This window comes from uncultured Mucilaginibacter sp. (assembly GCF_903913935.1).
Classification (GTDB): Bacteria; Bacteroidota; Bacteroidia; order Sphingobacteriales; family Sphingobacteriaceae; genus Mucilaginibacter.
Genome location: NZ_CAIWNH010000041.1, coordinates 1 through 1,864, shown reverse-complemented (window position 1 = coordinate 1,864; position 1,864 = coordinate 1). Strand labels below are relative to the sequence as shown.

Below are 1,864 nucleotides of genomic sequence, written 5' to 3'. Positions count from 1 at the left end.
CCTATGCCAAGGGTTCTGCCCTTAAACTCCCGAAATATCAGAGGAAAGCACCTTCGAAAAAAGAACTGGTGGGGGTAGATATTTTTGTTCATCATTCCGGCAGCAGCCCTGATAACCTTGCTAAAATAATGCAGCAAATAGAGGAGGTATGCGAGGTAAAACTCACTATGATAACCAACCGGGGTATCAAGGTATGGCCCGAGGGTTTTGAAGAAACATTTTGCACGGATCACTGGCGGTGTAGGTTTAAACCGGCAGATGGCCATATACTGGATAAAATTCTGATCTCGCAAATACTCTACCAGGCGGATAACCTCAAAATCGATACCATCAAGACCGAGAACTTATATGATTTTGATGGCAAACCTTGTTATGCTCTTGGACAAGGCCAATAGTTGAAATAAGTACCATTTTAAGATGTTGTATAACCCCAGGCTACTATGGAGAGTGCGCAAAATTTTACACTGATAAACGGGGTATTTACCCCTGAAGAAGGGCGAAGCTTGCTGATGAACCTGCTGATGAGCAAAGAAAAGTATCACGGCGTGGAAGAATTCAGCAATAAAATAAGATTCGGCAAAGATGAATCGAATCATGAAACGCGAATCAAGGAGTTGCAAACCATAATGGAGGCAGTAAAGCACACTTCGGAATTTGCGCTACAACAGCAACTTAATCTGGAAATACGCAGCACGATTGAAGTAAAAATCATTAAATAAGTCAATAAAGGGTGCAGTAGTTGCTATGATGAGCATTTTTAAAGGCAGAAAGCTGGTAATCGCTACCAAGCATGGAAAGGAAGAGGTAATTGCCCCGGTGTTAGAGAGTCGGTTGGAAGTAGAATGCTTTGTACCAGACAACTTCGATACCGACTCGTTGGGGACTTTTACCGGCGAAGTGGAAAGGGCAACGGACCCATTAACTACCGCCAGAAAAAAATGCCTGCTGGCAATGGAAATCAGCAATTGTGATTTAGCAATAGCAAGCGAAGGTTCATTTGGTGCGCATCCAACCATCCCCTTTATTCCAGCTGATGATGAATGGATGTTCTTCATGGATAAAAAAAATGGTCTGGAGATTTACGCGAGGGAACTTAGTACGGAAACTAACTTTAGCGCCCAGGCTGTTAAAAGCAAAGAGGAGTTGATATACTTCGCCGAGAGGGCAAAGTTCCCCTCGCATGCCTTAATTCTCCGGAAATCGCATGAAGAGAGTATTGATATTATCAAAGTTATAAAGGATTGGGTTTTCTTGGATAAGTCATTTACGGGTATAAATAAAAAATACCAGGAAGTATTTGTTGAAACCGATATGAGAGCTATGTATAATCCTACCCGCATGGCTGTTATTTCAATGGCGGCGGAAAAATTAGCAGCTAAGATCAGCACATGCTGTCCAAAGTGCAACACACCGGGTTTTGGTATTATGGATGCAAAACTTGGCCTTCTTTGCGAATGGTGCGGTACTCCCACGCGATCGGTATTAAGCTATATCTACCGCTGCACTAAATGCAGCTTTACTAAAGAAGATTTATACCCCAATAAGAAAAAAGTTGAGGAGCCGAGGTTTTGTGATATATGTAATCCCTGATATTTTTTATGGCCGATAAAACACTGATTAAGGACGCCTCGATTGTAAATGAGGGAAAGATTAACGTAGGTGATGTACTTATAGAAGGAGAACTAATTGCTGAGATCGGAACCATCAGCCGTTCAAGTGATTTCCGGGTTATTGAAGCGAAGGGAAAATTTCTTTTACCAGGTATAATTGATTCGCATGTTCATTTCCGGGATCCCGGCCTTAATCATAAAGGTGAGATTTTTACGGAATCCCGTGCAGCGGTAGCTGGTGGTGTTACAACATT

The 1,864-nt window shown here is 42.3% G+C and carries 3 protein-coding genes and 1 pseudogene; all 4 read left to right on the top strand.

The features are described 5' to 3' along the window. Positions 1-395 (top strand): hypothetical protein (locus tag QZY09_RS01730; RefSeq protein WP_295667399.1); only part of this gene is annotated, 395 nt, incomplete at its 5' end. Between the two features lie 45 nt (positions 396-440). Beyond that, complete coding sequence (locus QZY09_RS01725; protein WP_295667396.1) at positions 441-719, top strand: hypothetical protein; 279 nt, start codon at positions 441-443, stop codon at positions 717-719. A gap of 25 nt (positions 720-744) precedes the next feature. Next, positions 745-1,590 (top strand): DUF6671 family protein, encoded by an 846-nt coding sequence (locus QZY09_RS01720; RefSeq protein ID WP_295667393.1) that lies wholly within the window; start codon positions 745-747, stop codon positions 1,588-1,590. An 8-nt stretch (positions 1,591-1,598) separates the two neighbouring features. After that, positions 1,599-1,864: pseudogene (locus tag QZY09_RS01715) on the top strand (dihydroorotase); the annotation flags it as partial.

Bases quoted from the DNA above. Each gene is read 5' to 3' on its own strand.
- QZY09_RS01725 (WP_295667396.1), top strand. From the start codon at position 441: ATGGAGAGTGCGCAAAATTTTACACTGATAAACGGGGTATTTACCCCT.
- QZY09_RS01720 (WP_295667393.1), top strand. From the start codon at position 745: ATGATGAGCATTTTTAAAGGCAGAAAGCTGGTAATCGCTACCAAGCAT.